This window comes from Streptomyces sp. NPDC001914, from assembly GCF_042891215.1.
Taxonomy (GTDB): domain Bacteria; phylum Actinomycetota; class Actinomycetes; order Streptomycetales; family Streptomycetaceae; genus Streptomyces.
On the sequence record NZ_JBIASW010000025.1, the window covers coordinates 1 to 17069 of the forward strand.

Consider the following 17069-nt stretch of genomic DNA (forward strand, 5'->3'; position numbering starts at 1 on the left):
CTCACCAGCGAAAACACGGTCTCCTGGCGCAACCCGGCACCGCAGACCAAACATCAGATTCCGGGATGAAACAACGGGAGAAAACGACCTCTGAGGCGTTCCGATTCCGATCACTCCCTCGCGGCCGCCGGGATGTCGGTTCAGCGATGGTCGCTGATCGCGGGAGGGCCGAAGAAATCCCCTCCGGGCGTTGAACCCCCGCGTACCACGGCCCCGTTGTAATCCTTCGAAAGTACCCCGCAGCAGTGGGGCAGCACGCGAACCCGAAGGATCGCGCCGAGGGAAGGGACGTCCATGGCCGATGCCGAACGGACTGTCATCGACGCGGCGACACTGCCGCTGCCGCTGTCGAGGAACGGCGCCGGCACATCGGCACGGGAGTCCGGCAATCCGCGACCGGCGGGCTGACGTCTCGGCTCGGTGAAGCAACGCCCAACCGCGTTCGCACATCTCGGAGATGCATGGGGGATCGTCCGGGCCCGCATCGGCGATTTCCAGATCTACGAGCCGCAGTTGTCGGCGAGCGACGTCACGGCGTCCACGAAGAACCCGTTCGACGAACCCCGCCGAGATCGACGCGGCCGACACTCCCGCGAAGAAGGGAGGTTGTCGGCACGCTCGTCCGTGCCTGAGACGAACCGCCCGCTCGCACAACCCGACGGGGCCGACGAGATGACAAAGGAGAGGCGCACCGGATGAACGACAGCAACACCGGCGGAGAGGGAGCGGAAGCGCAACAGGGCACACCCCCGTTCATCCTCTACCAGCAGGGTGACGACCTGATGACGGCTCAACGCGGCCTCGTCATCTGGGTGCACAACCTCCTGCTGCCGATCTACGCCGGAGAGGAGTCGTCCCGCGCCCCGTGGTGCCCGCGCTGGTGGGAGCACCCCGACGCGATGGCCCACCTCTACGGCCTGTGGATGGCATGGCAGGAGATGACCTCCGTCAAGGCCGGCATGAACGGGCCCGCCATGTGGCACCGCGACTTCCTGGGACCGGCGATGACGTTTCTGCGCGACCCCTCGGGACCTTTCTCGGGCTGCAAGCCCGGAAGCCACCGGCCGAAGGACCCGCCCCGGGTCGACGTGTACGACGGCTGATCCAGGTCCTGACTCCCACCACGTACCTTCCGAGCACAGAAGAGAAGAGAAACCGGTATGGCACGCATCCTTGTTGTCTCCAACGAGAGCGGCATGGGGCTCGGCGGAGTGCCCGTGTTCAACAAGCTCATCACCGAGGGGCTCGCGGAAAACCAGGCCCACAAAGTGGACCTGCTCTATGTGACGGACGCGGACAATGTGCAACCCCACGGACGGGCGACCGTTCACAGGGTTCCCCCGGTGGCGGGCGAGGACAAGATGAAGACGATCCTCGACGCGGCGCAGCGGGACCCGGAGGAATTCGGCCTTCCGGCCAAGGGAACCGGCCAGTACGACATCGTCATCGGACACAGCCGGTTCTCCGGACCTGCGGCGTCCGCCATGCAGTCCGCCTGGTATCCGGACGCCGTGCACATGAACTTCCTCCACACCTCTCCCGAGAAGCTGGAGCAGGCCAAGATCACCAATCCGGACGACGCGGAAATGGTTCGGATACGGACGGAGGCAGGCGCGGCCAAGGTGAAGATCGAGAAGGACATTTTCAGGACGGCCCGCGTCGGCGTCGGTGTCGGTGGAGCACTGGCTGAGGACGTTCAGCGGATTCAGGCGATGAACCCGGGGGCCAAGAGCTGGCACGATCTCATGCCCGGCGGCGAAACGGTCAAGACCTTCAGCCCGCCCTCGCCGACGGAACAGTTCAACGTTCTGCTGATGGGGCGCATGGATGACCCCATGAAGGGCGGCAGCGACGCCCTGGCAGCGGTGAAGCACCTCAACGACAACGGCAAGAAGGTGCATCTCACCATCCGCGGCGCGAATCCGGAGAAGCTCCAGGAGACACAAGCCAAGGCGGACCTCCAGGCCGGCGGAGCGGGAAGGGTCACCGTCAAGCCGTTCACCAAGGAGAAGCAGGACCTCGTCGACGACATGCACGCCAACCACGTGGTGATCATGCCGAGCAAGACCGAGGGCTTCGGCCTGGTCGCCACCGAGGCCGCCGCGCACTGCATTCCGATCCTGGTGAACCGGGACAGTGGCGCGGCCAAGTTCCTCCAGGACCCCGCCCGCGGTGCGGCCCACCTGGGCAAGAACAGCGTGGTCATGACACCCGAGGACGCCTCGCAGCGGCACATCGCCTGGGCGGACGCCATCCAGAACGTCTCGGAGAACTGGTCGGACCGCAAAGTCGGCGCCTACGAACTGCACAAGGTGCTGAAGGACTACACCTGGGAGAACGCAGGGACGGCTCTGGTCCAGGCGGGTTTGGACGCCAAGGACGGGAACGTGCGCGGCACGAAGCAAGTGCAGTCCGGCCGGCTGGAGTACGTGGCCGGTGCCGCGAGCCTCACCTCTCCGCACGCCACCACGGGCCAGTCGGCGAACAGCCAGTCCACGGCGGCCCCGGGGCAGGTATCCCCCAAGCCCACCGTCAAACCGGCGGTGCTCTGAGCAAACCGGCCCGACGGAAGCGTGGGCCGGGCCGGTCAGACCGACGCGAGCACCGGTCCGGGTACGCGGCAGCGGCAGCGGCAGCGGCAGCGGCAGCGGCAGCGGCAGCGGCAGCGGCAGCGGCAGCGGCAGCGGCCAGGTGTACCCGGCCCGGTGTCCGGCAGCAGTGCACGGAACGCGCGCCTGACTTCCGTTTCCGCGCCGGGGACACCAGGGCGACGCGGTGACGGTCTTCATCGCCTCGGCCGGCGCCGGCGCACGGGCGGGCAGCCGTCAACGGATCGTCCCTCGTGCCGAGTTGTCACCGCAGTCCGCTGTAGGCGGCCATGATGATCTCCATGCCGCGGTCGTCCTCCCGCCGCTCTCGGTCGATCATCTGGTTCATGACGTACGCCACCGTCATACGTGAGTCCGGGTCGCTCGCGACCAGCGAGCCGCCCCACCCGCCCCACCCGAAGGTGTTCCCGAACTTGGCGAAACCCACGGTCCAGGACATCGGTGTGCGCAGGACGCGGTCTTCTCCGCTGAACGTCTCCTCCCATGCGGGCTCGCAGCCCCGGGGGGACAGCAGCCGCACTCCGCCGACCGATCCCCGGTTCGCCAGTGCCGACTGCACGAGGGCGACGGACCGGGCGTTGCCGAAGCCGCTCACTGCCGGAATCTGAGCGCGGCGCCAGTCGACGGAGTTGACGTCCCTCACCCGGACCGCGGCACCGGTGTACTCCCGGCGTCGGCCATCCGGCCCGGGCGGCGCGCTGGGTGCGTACTCGTCGGTAGAGGACGGTGGCGGGATCAGCGGTGCGACGCGGTGGTCGTCTACGGCGGAGAGCCCGATGTGGAAGTCCGCACCCAGCGGCTGGGCCACCTCCTCGGCGAAGAACTCGCCGAGGCTCCGGCCGGTGACGCGGTGAACGATCTCGCCGACCAGGAACCCGAAAGTGAGGGCGTGATAGCCGGCGGCGGTTCCGGGTTCCCATTCGAGGGCCTGCGCCGCCAGTCCCGCCGTCACTCCCTCCCAGTCGTAGAGATCCTCGACCTTCGTCGGCGCTGTCAGGTCCGGCAGGCCCGCGGTGTGCGACAGGGCGTGTCGTACCAGCACCTTCTCCTTCCCTGCCGCGGCGAACTCCGGCCAATAGGCGGCGACGGGCGCGGACAGGTCGAGCAGTCCCCGGTCGGCCAGGATCAGCGCACACAGGGCGGTCATGTTCTTGGTCGTCGAGTTCACGCAGGTGAGGGTGTCGCGTTCCCAGCCGATGGAACGGTCCGCGTCGGCGTACCCGCCCCAGAGGTCGACCACGAGTTCGCCGTCGATGCACACGGCTGCCGAAGCGCCCACGTCGTCCTTGCCGAGCAGATCCGCGAGTGTCTCCCGGACCGCCTCGAACCGCGGCTCACACAGTCCCTCAACATCATTCATGCCTGTAAGCCTCGGGCAACGCCCGATACCCCTGCCCGACTACTACTGCACCGGTTTTATCGGGTGGGGTGGAGTGAGTCCCGCGTGCCGCGCTCGGTGCCGAAGGCTGAAATTCCTGCGGCCGGCGGTCAGGATGGGCATTCCGGGGACGGACACGGAAAGGAACGGCGGATACACGTGCTGGAGCGACTGAACGAGGCGCTGTACCACCTTGAATCCAGCCTCGACCGGGAAGCCGACATCGCCGAGGTGGCCCGGATCGCCGGAGTCTCGGAATACCACTTCCGGCGGCTGTTCTCGGCGCTCGCGGGGATGCCGCTCGGGGTCTACGTACGGCGTCGGCGCATGACGCTCGCCGGGGCTGATGTGCTGGCCGGGGAGCTGACGCTGCTCGATGTCGCGGTGCGGTACGGGTACGGCTCGGGCGAGGCGTTCGCCCGGGCCTTTCGGTCGGTGCACGGCATCGGGCCGGGCGAGGCACGCCGTGCGGGCGCGGTCCTCACGGCACAGCCGCGCATGTCCTTCCGCGTCGTCGTCGAGGGGAGCACGACGATGCGCTACCGGATCGTGGAGAAGGAGTCGTTCCGGGTCGTCGGGAGGAAGGCCCGCGTACCGCTGGTGCACGAGGGGGTCAACGCCGCCGCCACGGCCCATGTGGAGAGCCTCGACACGCGGGACATCGTACGGCTGAAGGAGCTGACCGGTGCGGAGCCGGAGGGGGTGCTGTCGGCGGCGGTGTATGTGACCGACAGCCGGGAGGAGGGCGCCGAAGTGGACTACTGGGTCGGAGTGGTGACCGGTTCCGAGACCGTCGTGGAAGAACTCGACGCCCTCGACGTGGCGGCCGGCACCTGGGCGGTGTTCGACAACCGTGGCCCCTATCCGAGCGCCCTCCAGGAGTTGTGGCGAGACGTGTTCACGCAGTGGTTCCCCTCGAACCCGTACACGGCCCGGCCGGGTCCTGAGCTCCTTCGGACACGACCGGTGGAGATCGGAGCGGAGACCGACTCCCAGCTGTGGATCCCGATCGAGCGGGGCAGCGGCAGTTCCCGTACCTGAACCGACCGCCACCCGGACCACCCGGACGGTGAGCCGACAGGCCCGCAAAAACCGCTCGGCCCCCGACCGGCTTCCGGTCGCGGAACCGCGGACAGGTACGAGGACTGTCACCGTGCCCACCGACAACGCGCGGAACGCCGCTCGCGTCCGAGGGCCGCGGCACCCGGCCGATTACGCCGCTCGGCGATCGGGCGGAATCGCGGCCGTACCGGGACGAGAACTAAGATCGGCGTACGGGGTGCCGCCCGGGTCGACGACGGGTCCGCGGTGCCTTGGAGGGCTGCCCAGGCCGACCACCCGCAGGAGGGCCGCGATGGCGACGCTGCTGTCCGTCAACGTAGGAACGCCCAAAGACGTCTCCTGGCAGGGAAGGACCGTCCACACCGGAGCGTGGAAGTCTCCCGTACGCGGCCGTCGGCTGGTGCGGCGGCTGAACGTCGAGGGCGACGGTCAGGGCGACCTGGCCGGACATGGCGGCGAGATGCGTGCCGTTCTCGTCTATCAGTCGCAGTCCTACGGGTACTGGGCCGGACAACTCGGCCGGGACGACCTGACGTTCGGGATGTTCGGGGAGAACTTCACCGTCGACGGGCTGCCCGACGACGAGGTGTGCGTGGGCGACCGCTATCGCATCGGCGAAGCCGAATTCGAAGTAACGCAGCCACGCGTCACCTGCTACCGCGTGGGCATGCGTCTGGGCGAACCCGCCATGGCCTCCCTCCTGGTCGCCCACCGTCGTCCGGGCTTCTACATGCGTGTCATCACCGAAGGACACGTCGGCAGCGGAGATGAGATCACCCTGACGCGAAGCGGCCCGGAACAGCTCAGCGTCGCCGACACCGACGCGCTGCTCTACCTTCCCGACCGTGACCCGGTGAAGCTGCGCAGCGCCCTGCGCATCCCTGCCCTCAGCCCTGGCTGGCAGCGCTCCTTCGAGGAGCTCGCCGCGGGACAGCAGCCCGCGCAGACGTCGGGATGGCCGGGATTCCGGCCCCTGCGCGTCGCCCGGATCGTCCCCGAGACCTCCGCCATCTCGTCGGTCTACCTGGAAACCACCGACGGCACACCCCTGCCCGAGGCCCGCCCGGGCCAGTACATCTCCATCCGGCTCCCCGTCGGTGACGCGGCCCCGGCGGTACGCAGCTACTCGCTCTCCGCAGCCCCCGAAGCCGGCACGTACCGCATCAGTGTCAAGCGCGAGGCCTTCGGAAAGGTGAGCGGCTACATCCACGCCACGCTCCGCCCCGGGGACCTCGTGGACATCGCCAGCCCCCGAGGAACGTTCGTCCTCGAGGAGGGCAGCCGTCCCGTCGCCCTCATCTCCGCGGGCATCGGTGTCACTCCGGTCCTCGCCATGCTCCACCGTCTCGCCGCCGAACGAGCCGCACGCCCCGTGTGGTGGATCCAGGTGGCCCACGACCGCGCCGGCCAGGCCTTCTCGGACGAGGCGCACGCGCTGCTGGCCGAACTCCCCGACGCCCACGAGCACACCTACTACACGTCCAAGGCGCCGCACCCCGAGCAGCCCCATGTCAGCCACGGCCGACCGACGGTCACCTCGCTCAAGGCCTTGAGGATCCCCGCCGACGTCGACGCGTACGTCTGCGGTCCGCCACCCTTCATGGACGTCGTCGGCGACTTCCTTCGTACGCACGGTCTGAGCCCGGAGCGCGTGCACACCGAGCAGTTCAGCGCCCTCCCGGCCATCAACCCCGGAATCGCGCCGACTGCCGCCGTCCGGCCGCACCAGCCGCCCGGCCCCTCCGGCAGCGGCCCGCTCGTCACCTTCGCCCTCAGCGGCATCACCACCCCCTGGTCGCCCGCGCACGCCTCGATCCTCGAACTCGCCGAGGCCTGCGACATCCCCACCCGCTGGTCCTGCCGCAGCGGCGTCTGCCACACCTGCGTCAGTCACATCGTCACGGGCGACGTCGCCTACACCGCCCCGCCTCTCGAACTCCCCGATGCGGGCGAGGTCCTGATCTGCTGCAGCAGGCCCAGCACCGACGTGGTGCTCGACCTGTAGACCGGGGCCGACTCCGTCCCGTCGATCATGATGGAAACACCATCCAGTCGCTCCGTGACTTGCTCGGGCCGCAAGTGGTCCGTCCACCGGGCGTCGAGTTCGTCCGCTTCGAGTACGACGCCACCACGGGGCAAGGAGTCGGTCATCTCCACAAGGCAGTGGGGTGGCCCACCGCTGCGATCGTCCCGGCCGGAAGCGGACATGAACAAGGGAGGCGGCCCCGCGAAGGAGCCGCCTCCCGGTGTTCGGCACGATCAGCAGGGGAAGGTGCCGCTGTAGAGGGCGTGTCCGTACGAGGATGTCCCGGAGCCGAAGCCGTAGACGCCGTCGTCGCTCCAGACCGCCTCGCGGAACCCGTTGACGCAGGTCGAGGCCGGGGCGAGCGCGAAGCCCTCCAGGTTGTCGGCCGGCATGACGGCCGGGTTCGTGTAGGTCACGTCCGGGACGATCGCGCCGGAGGCGTTGACCTTCATGAACGTGTGGGTCTCACCGCAGGTGTTGTCGCAGGTGGCGACGAGACGCTGGGTCCCGGCGTCGTACGTCACGTCCATCACGGAGGCCTTGCCGGTGGCGATCGTGCCGAACGTGGTGAACGTACCGTCGGAGTTCAGACCGTAGACGCGCAGCGAGCCGTCCCACTCCAGGCCGGCGAAGAACAGGCCCGAACCGTGCAACGGGTAGTTCGCCGGGTTGTAGGCCGCGCCGGTGAGCGGGTTGACCCAGCCGTTCGCGGTCAGCCAGCTGTCCGGCACGTATCCGACGCCCTCGAAGCCGAGGTTGGCGTCGTCCTTGCTGCCCGTGTTGAGCTGCGGGAACTGCGAGGTCATGTCCCACTGGTGGACCGGCGTGAGCGTCGATCCGGTCGCGGCCGGGTCGAACTCCAGGATCGTGTCCTTGGGCGCCGTGTTGTTGGTGTTGTCACGCTCGGAGGTCACGTAGAGGTGGCCGTTGCCGCCGACGGTCAGACCCTCGGAGTCCGGCTCGCCGGAGCCGCTCGCGAAGCGGATCTGCTTGCCGGTCGCGCTCCAGGTCGTGTCCGGGATCCACTTGCCGTTGCTCTTCACCAGCTTGTACAGCCAGTTCTTGTTCTTCACGGCCCACAGTACCGACGGGTTCGCCGAGTCGAACGCCAGACCGCTCACATCTCGGCCCTCGGGGCCGGTGGACGTGGTGAACGCGCAGACGTTGTCCACGATCGTGACGTCCAGCCCGCCCGGCCAGGCCGTCGTACCCGTCGGGGTGGAACCCGTACCGGAAGGCGCCTCGGGCGTGCAGCCGCTGGTCAGCGAGCCGCCACCGCCCAGCAGTTGACCGGGCTGCGTACCGCCCCCGCCGGAGCTGCCGGAGCAGGAGTTCGCGCTGCCGAGCGTCGCGGTCGTGGCGGTCTGGAACCAGCCGGTGCCATTGGCGCAGCGCTCGTCCGACGGCTTGGCGGCGCCGGTCGTCCAGGTCAGCGAGTCGACGGTGTTGCCGCTGCCGTCGACGAGGACGACCGAGTCGTTGTCGCCCAGGCCGATGGTGGAGTTGAACGTGACGTAGCCGCCCGCGGGGATACTGGTCGCGCTCGGGGTGGAGGACGAGATCGTCACCGCGGAGTGGGAGGTGTCGTTGTCGACGTACTTCCACGAGCCGACGCTGACCGCGCTCGTTCCGCCGTTGTACAACTCCACGGTGTCGGAACCGTCCGAGGTGACCTCGTTGATCCGCACCCGGCTCGCCGCCGGGATCGACGACGGGCAGCCCGAGGCGTTCGCGGTGCCGAACGTGGCCGCGGTGGCCGCGGTCACCCATGCTCCGCTGCCGTCGCCGCCGCAACGCGCCATCGCGGGCTTCGCCTTGTCGGTCGCCCAGTCGACGCGGTCGACCACCGTGCCGCCGGACGTGTAGATCACCACCTTGTCCGCGTCACCCAGCCCCTTGGGCGAGTTGAAGGTGACGAAGCCACCGGCCGGGACGGTGCTGGAGGACGGGCTGAACGACTGCTGCGAGAAGCTGTCGTCCGACATCTTCCAGCCACTGATGCTCACCGCGGTCGAGCCGGAGTTGTACAGCTCGACCGTGTCGTTGCCGGACGAGGTGACTTCGTTGATCCGAATGTTCTGATAGCCGACCGGGTCGGCGGCGGCCGCGGGCTGAGCGGCCAGTATTCCGGTGACGAGCAGTCCTGAGAGCGTCAAGGCCACGGCGCACACAGAGGCGACGCCGGCACGCAAAGGTGAGGTAGGCACGAGGGGGAACTCTGCTGAGACGATCTTGAAACGGCGTGTACTTCGGCTGAACATCACCTGCTGGCCGAAGGAACGTCAGACGTACGGCGCCGCCGGCCGGCGTGGCGTCGTGCCTCTGTTCTCTTGCAGCCCAACAGCCTCTTCCGCCTCACGAAGCAGGGTGCCGACTCGCCGCGCAGGCGTACGACGGTTCAACTCCCTTTATGAAGCGGCGCGTTCGGGGCTGATCGCAACCGGTGAAGATCGGCCGGAATCGTAGCTGACAGCGGGATTCTCGATCGCGTTACGTGTCATGTCTCCGTCGATTCATGCAGGGCCGTCACCGTCCGGACGGAGAGTCACCCCCACGATGGAGGCACCGTGACCGGTTCGATGAACCGCCGTAGATTTCCGCTCCGCCCGCTCGCGCTCCGTACCGGACTGCTCGGCACACTGAGTCTGGTCCTGGCGTTCGGCACCGCCGGAGCCGGAGGCACCACCGCCTCGGCCGCCGACACGAACTCGCTGCAGGTGTCCGGCACCACCACGTCCGGCATCCACAACACCTACGACCCCGGCGCGTTCACGTACCTCGCGCAGGGCCTCGACACCGGCACCTCGATGATCGAACTGGACGTCTGGGACGACTTCTTCACCCAGGAGTGGAAGGTCAGCCACAGCAGCCTGACCAGCAACGGCAACAACTGCGTCAACGCCTCCTCGCCCGCCGACCTCTACACGGGCGGCGCCAACAAGAACCTGGAATCCTGCCTGGACGACGTCCGGGTGTGGCTCGGCGCCCACCCCGGTCACGGACCGCTGATCATCAAGCTGGAGATGAAGGCCGGGTTCCAGGCCAACCTCGGGATGAGCCCGGCCAAGCTGGACAAGTCGATCACCGCGCACCTGGGAAGCCTGGTCTTCAAGCCGAACGACCTGCTGAACAAGCCCGGTGGCGGCCAGTACGCCACCCTGGACGAGGCCGCCAGGGCCGGCAACTGGCCGACCCGGGCAGAGTTGGCGGGCAAGGTGCTGCTGGAGATCATCCCGGGCACAGTCGAGGAGAACAACCCGACCGACACCCTCTGGACGGACAAGGAGTACGCGACCTACCTGCGCAACCTCCACTCCGCGGGCACCACCGCGCAGGCGAACATCTTCCCCTCGGTGCACAGCGCCGCCTCGGGCGACCCTCGCACCCGCTACTCCGACACCACCCTGCGGCCCTGGTTCGTGGCCTTCGACGGTGACGCGGCCGCGTACATCAACAACGGCATCGACACGAGCTGGTACGACGCCAACCACTATCTGCTGTTCATGACGGACTCGCAGAACGTGTCGCCGGCTCTCGACGACGTCAGCCCGTCGTCACCCGACGCTTCGGCACGGGTCGCACTGCTGGCCAAGGCGCATGCCACGGTCGCGTCGAACGACTGGCGGGGCCTGCCGGACGTGCAGTCACTGGTCCTGCCGCGCGGCTGAGCCACGCCTGGTCCCCTTGCTGTCCCTCGGTTCCATCGCTCAGTCGTGGTGCCGTCCAACCCACGGGATGCCCCGGTCGATTTTCCGGCCGACCGGGGCATCCGGCACACCGTCGAAGGCCAAGGCAGCCGGCCTCCGCTCACTGGACCATCGTCAATACCCGCTGGTTGAATGCGCGCATGTCCAATGTTCTGCCGTTCGTCATGTGTGCTCTTCTCGGTGCCTTGGCGGTCGCCCTGTACGCCAACCGACGGCAGGAAAGGCTTACGGCCCGATTCATCGACGGCCGACGCGTCACGGTTTCCTGCCTGATCTGCCCCGCCGGAGCCGATCGTTGGGAACGCGGGTTGTTCGTGATCGAGCCCGAGGGCTGGTCGTGGGAGCCTCGTCGCGCCGGCGCGCCCGTACTGCCGGTGGACGCGCGGGTCGTACGGATCCGACGGCTCGAGGGGCGGGAGAAGAACCGGCTGCACTACCGACTGCTGATGATGGAATGCACGTCCGCCGAGGGGGACGTCCGTCTGGCAGTGGAACCCGGGCGGCTGGAGCACGTACTGATGACGCTCGCGCCGGCCGGCTACGAAGTGCCCCGACCTGTCGTGGAGTGATCGCGGCTCCGGCGGCGCCGCGGTGAGTCGCCCTGATCAGTCCGCCCCGGAACCCGCGGCTGGCGCGCTCGTCGGGTTGGCCTGCCGGAGCCCCTTGGCCCGGAGCGCGGCCGCATGCGGGTGGGCTCGCACGAGCGTGGAGTCCACCGAGACGGCCCAGTAGCCCAGCGGCGGACGTGATCACGCCGGATCGGCGATTACCTGGCGCCCCGCAGCCTGCGTCGCCCGACTCACCCGTCAGCGCCCAGCCCTCGCAAGTAGCCGGTGTACGAGGCCACTTGGACAGGGAAAACGCAACTTCGACAGGGCCCGCAGAGGCAGCTACCTTCACCTGGTGTTCGGCGATCGCCCGCGGCCGTACGGGAGTTCCTTCAGGGTGAGCCACCCGCGACGCGGTGAGTTGGTCACGCCCGACGACCCCCTCGCCGCATGCGTAAGCGCGCGAACCGGATCCATGCCAGGCAGCCCCAACCAGGGAGAGACGCATGCCCCACCTTGCTCTGTACACATTCGGCGTCCTGAAGTCACCTCTTGTCGATCCCGGACCTCTCACGCGCGAGTTCTACGAGAGCGGTGAGACCGTCTACCGGAAGATCAGCCGGCATCCCGGGTACCTCGGGCATGCTGAAGCGGCGGACGGCGACCGGGGCATGCTCTTCGAGGCGGACTGGGGTGCATGGGGAGGGTTCGCCGTACCGACCTGGTACGACAAGGGCCGCACGGTGGAAACCACCGCCCTGGCCGCGACCCTGTCACTCTGGACCGACCTGCACCCCGCCTTCGACGCCATCTACACCGGTCCGCACCGTGAGGCGCTGAACAGGCGTTACGACTGGTTCGAGAGGACAGAACACCCGAATTACGTGTGCTGGTGGGTCTCCGACGGCGTGATCCCCACCTGGCAGGACGGGGTCTCCAAGCTCGAACACCTCCACGCCCACGGCTCCGCCCCGCACGCCTTCACCTTCCACCACTCGTTCGCCCCGGAAGGAACTCCCAGCAGAGTCAAAGGCATCGGGCCGACGAGCGACCAGACTCACTGAAGTAGCGTTCGTCTCGCCCGGCCGTCATCGATCCGCCGCGGCCTCCTTCGCAGTACCGGTGCGGACCGGAAGGGTGAGCAGGCCTCGGGACCGCATCGAGGGGCGCCATTGCAGTTCGCCCGGAGGGACGTCCAGTGCCAAGTCCGGAAAGCGGCCCAGGAGCGCGGACAGGGCGATCTCGGTTTCCATGCGGGCCAGCGGAGCGCCGAGGCAGTGGTGGATGCCGTGGCCGAGGGCGAGGTGCCCGGTGGCGTCACGGTTGATGTCGAAGCGGTCGGGATCGGTGAAGCGGCGGGGGTCCCGGTGGGCGGCGGCGAGGGACAGCAGAACGGTGTCGCCCGCCGGCACGGTCACCCCGCCGATGGAGATGTCCTCGGTCGGGAACCGGCGGATGGCCAGCGGCACCGGACCGTCGTAGCGGGCCAACTCCCCCACCACAGAACTCAATCGCGAGGGATCGGCCCTCAACACCGCCAACTGGTCGGGATGGCGGAGCAGAGTCAGGATCGCGTTCCCGATGAGGTGCACGGTGTTCTCGTACCCGGCGACCAGGATGAGGAAGGCCAAGGACATCAACTCGTCCTCGTTCAGACGGTCTTCCTCGTCGCGTACCGCGATCATCGCGGAGAGCAGGTCATCCGCCGGGGCGGTCCGCTTGCCGGCGATGAGGTGGGTGAGGAAGGACAGCATGTTGCCGATCGCCTCTTTGGCGAGGGCCGGGCGCGTCGGATCGGGGGCTACGAGAGCGTCGGTCCATGACCGGAAGTCGAGCCGGTCGGCCGGGGCCACACCGAGCAGGTCGCAGATCACGGTGATCGGCAGCGGGGCGGCGTACGAGTCGATCAGGTCCGCGTGTTCATCCGCGGCGATACGGTCAAGAAGCCGGTCGGCGGTGCGCTGGATGGGCTCGCGCAACTGTTCGATGCGGCGCGAGGTGAAAGCCCGGGTCACCAGACGCCTGATGCGGGTGTGGTCCGGGGCATCCATGTTGAGCAGGTTGGCGTCCAGCGCCGGTGGTAAGGCCATGCCGCGGTAGCCACCGGGCGTTGCGTTGTGCTTGTCGAGGGAGAGCCGCGGGTCGGCCAGCGCCTCACGTACGTCGTCGTAGCCGGTCACCAGCCAGGCGGGCAGCCCGTCTGTCCCGGTGATCCGGTGTATGGGTCCTGCCTCGCGAAACTCCGCGTAGACGTCGTAGGGATCTTCCGCGAGCGCCGCGATGTCAATTGACGTCTGCTGAGAGCGGGTTGTGGGGGTTGAATCAGTCATGTCCTGACCTTAGCCGTCGCGCCGTGCGGCCCTGTTCGGACTCCTCGCCACCTGGGTGTGCAGCGGGCAGTTACCGATCGCCCTGCTCACGGCCGTCCGGCCGGGTGGGGTGGGGTGGGTCATCGACTGTCCGGTCCGATCGCGGGACTTGCGACCAGAGCGAGGGCGGCGATCCGGAGCTGGGTCTCCCAGGCCTCCTGGTCCAGTCCCAGGGTGTACTCGATGCAGCACGTGCATTGCGGGATCAGCGCCACGAACTCGCGCTCTTCCGCTGTCGCGGTTTCCACCTCCCACCAGTCGTCCGACGCCAGCTCGTCGAGAGCCGTGGCTCCGGCGACGAACCCCTCAGCCACCCTACGCAGCGCGAAACGGCGGGCCAGGTTCTGATCCGGCAACGCAATTCCGAGTTCCACCAGGGCTTGTTCAAAAGCGTCGCGAATGTCCTGAGGATCAGCACCGCGCGACAAACCGGCGAGCTCGCAGAGTGTCGGGGAGTCCACCCCCGCCGCGAGTACCACGGCAGCCGTCATGGGCAGGTCTTCCGGACACACCTGGCCCGCCTGATGGAGCCACGCCGACTCCTCCAGCACCGCATGTCCACGGCCAGCGGACACCTTGGACTCAGTCATCTTCCCTCCCCGTCACGATGCGTACGATGCCAATGTCGATGCGTTCGATGCCGGTGTCAGTGCTCCGCGGCACCGGACCCTAGAGTCGCGTCAGTTTCCAGTCCAGAAGCGCCCGAAGTCGCTCCACATCCCCCGGGCTCCGAGCCCCCCGCTTGGGCAAGGCGATCAAGGTCGGGGTCCAGCGCCCGCCGTACAGAAGCACGAAGAGCCTCGGTGTCTCCAGATACGCGCGGAAGTGCGTCCACTCGGTTGTGACCGGGCCTCTCGCGCTCGGACTGAACACCACGCCGTGATCGCCGGCAGCGACACGGAACTGCCCGTGGGACTCGGCTACCGCGGCCGCCGCCTTTCTCGCCTTTGTGCGCCGCTGCGCTACAAGGGCCCCGTACCCCGCGCCTACACCTGCTATCAACGTGCAGATCCTGCCGTACGCAGTCGCCCCATCTGACTCCCCCACTCTTAACGCTTCCTCGAAAATCCGATGACCGCATCGTGCACGTCGACCTACACTCCGGCCATCATGAAGCGCCGTGTTGAATTCACCGAGCGAGCGGCCCGGCTCCGCGACTACCTCCCACCCGATGATCGCCGGAACCTGAAATGCCTCGTCGATCGGGTCACCGATGACCCCTACGGCCCTTCCACCCACCTCGCGTTCACGAACGACGACCTCACGCGTTCCAGCTGGCTGGACGGAGCCATGGTCCATTTCATCGTGACCACACACGTCATCTACGTCGTGGACGCCGACATCTATGACGCCGCCCGAGGCTTCAACGTCATCTGAACGACTGATTCGACCGGTTCTCACGCAAGTGGGCCTACAGCAAGTCGAGTTGGTACGGAGTTCGGGGCCCGAGGTGCCGGAAGCCGAGGAGTCCTCGCGTGAAAGGATGACCGCGGGGGCGGCTCGGTGGGGATATCGGAGATGACCGAATGATCGGGACCTTGTTCCGGAGCGAGGACGTGCCGGTGGAGGACCGGTTCGAGTACTGGCGGGAGCTGGTCGGCCGGACACGTTCGCCTCACGACATCAGCAGCGTTCACGCGACCGACTTCCGGGCCGAGCACCGGCTGATGGAACTGGGGCCGACGACCGTGTGGCCGTCATCGTTCCTGCCCTCCCGCTACCGTCGCAGCCCGCGTCAGGTGCGGCGCTCCGACCCGGAGACCTACCACCTCACGCTGCTCCTCGAAGGCGGACTGAGGCTCGACCACGCCGGGCGGAACACCACGTTCGGGCCGGGCGACCTGCACCTGGTCGACAGTTCGCGTCCGTACGACCTGACGTCGGTCGACGACGCGGACCACCGGGCCGTGAGCGGGGTGGGGGTCGACTTCCCGAAGGCGCTTCTGCCTGTACCACCGCACCGGATTCGGGAGGTGCTGGGCCGGGCGTTGTCCGGTCGGGAGGGCACCGGCGCGCTCCTCGCGGACTTCCTGGTCGGCCTCGGCCGGCAGGCCGAGACGCTTCGGCCGTCCGACGCACCACACCTGGGCACGGTCGTACTCGGTCTGGTGTCGTCCTTGTTCGCCCAGGAACTCGACTCCGAGGGCGCCCTGTCGCCGGAGGCCCGGCAGCACGCCATGGCGGAACGCGTCCGGTCGTTCATCCGGCAGAACCTGCACGATCCGGAGCTGACTCCACCCACGATCGCCGCCGCGCACCACATCTCCGTCAGCTACCTCCACCGGATCTTCCAGCAGCGGTACCGGGGCGAAACGGTCGCGGCCTGGATCCGGCGCCAACGGCTGGAGAGCGCCTGCCGCGACCTGGCGGATCCCGCGCTCCGCGGCACGCCGATCCACGTCGTCGCCGCCCGCTGGGGCCTGCCCCGCGCACCCGACTTCACCCGCGCCTTCCGGGCCGCTTATGGCCTGTCTCCCCGGGAGTACCGGCTCCAAGCGCTGTCCGAGCCCGCCGCGAAGCCTGAACTGGCCCTCCTCGTCGACTGAGGATGGGGGCGCCCTCCCGCCGCCGCCCCGTTCCCGTCCGTGTCCATGGCCGTGTCCGTCGGCCACGTCGGTGCGCCCCCGTGGACGCAAAGCCAAGTCACTGTCGACGCACAGGCAACGACAGCATCTCCCGTGCCCGGCATTCTGGTGCTCGGCCGGGTACACCCGCCCGCCGTCGGTACTCGGCGGAGGACGGTGCGCCGCAGCGCTGCCGATGCGCAGGGGACATCGGTACCGCTGCGGACGCCGCTGTCGCGGCGTGGCACGGGGTGATCGACCAACTCCACGTGCACCGGCCGTCGTCACGGGCAGCGGCCCATGTCGTGAAGGCGACGGGCCGCCGCATCCGAATCCGACACGCAAAGGATTGAGACATGCGCACGCGTCGCAAGATCGCCGCTTTCGGCCTCACGGCCACAGCCACCGCGGGACTCGTCCTGGGGGTGGCGCCACAGTCCCAGGCTTCCGCGTCTCTCACCTGTCCCACTTCCGAGACGTATTGCATGGAGTTCTACTACAACAGCGGTCTGAGCGGATCGCGAACCCTGTTCGTGGGCTTCGACCACTACAGTCTCAACGGTTACACGTTCCTCGGGGCCGGTGCGGGCAAGGGCTCGGCCGTCAAGAACAACGCCGCCTCGGCGACGAACATGAGCAGGTACGACCTGAACATCTACTTCAACAGCAACCTCGCGGGCGCCTGCGACTCGATCCCGCCCTTCGGGACCACGAACACCGGTCCGAACGACCGCCTCGTGAAGACGTACAACAACAACGCGTCCTTCGGGTACGGCCGTTACAACGGCGACTGCTACAAGTTCTGA

General features: G+C 68.1%; 14 protein-coding genes. 10 read left to right on the plus strand and 4 right to left on the minus strand.

All coding sequences use genetic code 11. From position 1 onward, the window contains the following. Positions 1 to 695: 695 nt before the first annotated feature. Both ACFYYF_RS38665 and ACFYYF_RS38670 read left to right on the plus strand, forming a co-directional pair. The gene (locus ACFYYF_RS38665; RefSeq protein ID WP_388783421.1) at positions 696 to 1103 is read left to right on the plus strand and encodes a DUF4913 domain-containing protein; all 408 of its coding nucleotides are present in this window, start codon (positions 696 to 698) and stop codon (positions 1101 to 1103) included. Between the two features lie 57 nt (positions 1104 to 1160). Continuing rightward, a complete protein-coding gene (locus tag ACFYYF_RS38670; RefSeq protein WP_388783424.1) occupies positions 1161 to 2552 on the plus strand; it encodes a glycosyltransferase family 4 protein in 1392 nt (463 codons plus the stop codon). Positions 2553 to 2853: 301 nt separating this feature from the next. Here the strand turns inward: ACFYYF_RS38670 and ACFYYF_RS38675 are convergent, their stop codons facing one another. Next, positions 2854 to 3969 carry a serine hydrolase domain-containing protein gene (locus ACFYYF_RS38675; RefSeq protein ID WP_388783427.1) on the minus strand — a complete coding sequence of 372 codons (1116 nt, stop codon included), beginning with the start codon at positions 3967 to 3969 and terminating at the stop codon, positions 2854 to 2856. Between the two features lie 177 nt (positions 3970 to 4146). Here ACFYYF_RS38675 and ACFYYF_RS38680 point away from each other — a divergent pair, with 177 nt between their 5' ends. Both ACFYYF_RS38680 and ACFYYF_RS38685 read left to right on the plus strand, forming a co-directional pair. Continuing rightward, the gene (locus tag ACFYYF_RS38680) at positions 4147 to 5028 is read left to right on the plus strand and encodes a helix-turn-helix domain-containing protein (protein WP_388783429.1); all 882 of its coding nucleotides are present in this window, start codon (positions 4147 to 4149) and stop codon (positions 5026 to 5028) included. Positions 5029 to 5341: 313 nt separating this feature from the next. Then, positions 5342 to 7054 carry an MOSC domain-containing protein gene (locus tag ACFYYF_RS38685; RefSeq protein ID WP_388783432.1) on the plus strand — a complete coding sequence of 571 codons (1713 nt, stop codon included), beginning with the start codon at positions 5342 to 5344 and terminating at the stop codon, positions 7052 to 7054. Between the two features lie 254 nt (positions 7055 to 7308). On the opposite strand, the gene ACFYYF_RS38690 is transcribed toward ACFYYF_RS38685, so the two are convergent. Beyond that, the gene (locus ACFYYF_RS38690; RefSeq protein ID WP_388783435.1) at positions 7309 to 9237 is read right to left on the minus strand and encodes a lamin tail domain-containing protein; all 1929 of its coding nucleotides are present in this window, start codon (positions 9235 to 9237) and stop codon (positions 7309 to 7311) included. Between the two features lie 405 nt (positions 9238 to 9642). Between ACFYYF_RS38690 and ACFYYF_RS38695 the strand changes: the two genes are divergently transcribed. From ACFYYF_RS38695 to ACFYYF_RS38705, 3 genes are all read left to right on the plus strand, one after another. After that, positions 9643 to 10743: a phosphatidylinositol-specific phospholipase C domain-containing protein gene (locus ACFYYF_RS38695; protein WP_388783438.1), complete on the plus strand. Its 1101-nt coding sequence runs from the start codon at positions 9643 to 9645 to the stop codon at positions 10741 to 10743. A gap of 179 nt (positions 10744 to 10922) precedes the next feature. Continuing rightward, positions 10923 to 11351 carry a hypothetical protein gene (locus ACFYYF_RS38700; RefSeq protein ID WP_388783441.1) on the plus strand — a complete coding sequence of 143 codons (429 nt, stop codon included), beginning with the start codon at positions 10923 to 10925 and terminating at the stop codon, positions 11349 to 11351. Between the two features lie 485 nt (positions 11352 to 11836). Beyond that, a complete protein-coding gene (locus ACFYYF_RS38705; protein ID WP_388783444.1) occupies positions 11837 to 12394 on the plus strand; it encodes a DUF3291 domain-containing protein in 558 nt (185 codons plus the stop codon). Between the two features lie 24 nt (positions 12395 to 12418). On the opposite strand, the gene ACFYYF_RS38710 is transcribed toward ACFYYF_RS38705, so the two are convergent. Both ACFYYF_RS38710 and ACFYYF_RS38715 read right to left on the minus strand, forming a co-directional pair. Continuing rightward, positions 12419 to 13660, minus strand: a complete 1242-nt coding sequence (locus tag ACFYYF_RS38710) for a cytochrome P450 (RefSeq protein ID WP_388783447.1) — start codon at positions 13658 to 13660, stop codon at positions 12419 to 12421. A 119-nt stretch (positions 13661 to 13779) separates the two neighbouring features. After that, positions 13780 to 14289 (minus strand): hypothetical protein, encoded by a 510-nt coding sequence (locus ACFYYF_RS38715; RefSeq protein WP_388783449.1) that lies wholly within the window; start codon positions 14287 to 14289, stop codon positions 13780 to 13782. 520 nt (positions 14290 to 14809) lie between these two features. Here ACFYYF_RS38715 and ACFYYF_RS38720 point away from each other — a divergent pair. From ACFYYF_RS38720 to ACFYYF_RS38730, 3 genes are all read left to right on the plus strand, one after another. Next, positions 14810 to 15076 (plus strand): hypothetical protein, encoded by a 267-nt coding sequence (locus ACFYYF_RS38720; RefSeq protein ID WP_388783452.1) that lies wholly within the window; start codon positions 14810 to 14812, stop codon positions 15074 to 15076. 149 nt (positions 15077 to 15225) lie between these two features. Then, positions 15226 to 16245, plus strand: coding sequence for a helix-turn-helix domain-containing protein (locus tag ACFYYF_RS38725; RefSeq protein ID WP_388783455.1), 1020 nt, complete (start codon positions 15226 to 15228; stop codon positions 16243 to 16245). Positions 16246 to 16619: 374 nt separating this feature from the next. Then, entirely contained in the window at positions 16620 to 17069 is a 450-nt protein-coding gene (locus ACFYYF_RS38730; protein ID WP_361689320.1) for a hypothetical protein, read from the plus strand.